Consider the following 602-nt stretch of genomic DNA (forward strand, 5'->3'; position numbering starts at 1 on the left):
AAGCGGCGGAACTAGAAATTACGGTTACCAACGCAACCAAAGGCATTTACTTTACACCGCTTATCGTCGCGGCGCATGGCTCAGATCTACATATGTTTAAAGTCGGAGAATCCGCCACAGCAGAGCTTGAAGCGATGGCTGAAGGTGGGGATATTTCTGGATTATCGACCGTGATTGGCAACGCAGGCGGCGCAGTCGTAGAAAACCCTGCGGGCGGTATTCTCAATCCGGGCGCTGCGACCACGTTGACTTTGGATAGTGGCGATTACGGTTACCTCTCACTTAGCGCGATGTTATTGCCAACCAATGATGGTTTTGTCGGTTTAGACAGTTGGAAAATTCCAACCGAAGCGGGCACTTACAAAGCGACCTTGAACAGTTACGACGCGGGCACTGAAGCGAACGATGAGTTAGCGTCCAGCATTCCTAATCCTCCTTTTATTACCTTCGGTAGCGGTGGTACTGGCGTAGAAACGGCGGTGAGCAACGACAAGGTTCACATTCATCCGGGTAATTTGGGTGACAGCGATCCGGCTGGTGGCAAGAGTGATCTCGATAGCAGTCATCATCGTTGGTTAAACACAGTCGCAACCATCACAATT

Annotated in this window: 1 protein-coding gene; it reads left to right on the forward strand. The window is 50.7% G+C overall.

Going from position 1 to position 602, the window contains the following annotated elements; translation table 11 throughout:
• Positions 1-602 (forward strand): spondin domain-containing protein (locus tag R7Z47_RS25745; RefSeq protein WP_318130879.1); only part of this gene is annotated, 602 nt, incomplete at both ends.

The organism is Vibrio sp. 1641 (genome assembly GCF_033339995.1).
Classification (GTDB): domain Bacteria; phylum Pseudomonadota; class Gammaproteobacteria; order Enterobacterales; family Vibrionaceae; genus Vibrio; species Vibrio alginolyticus.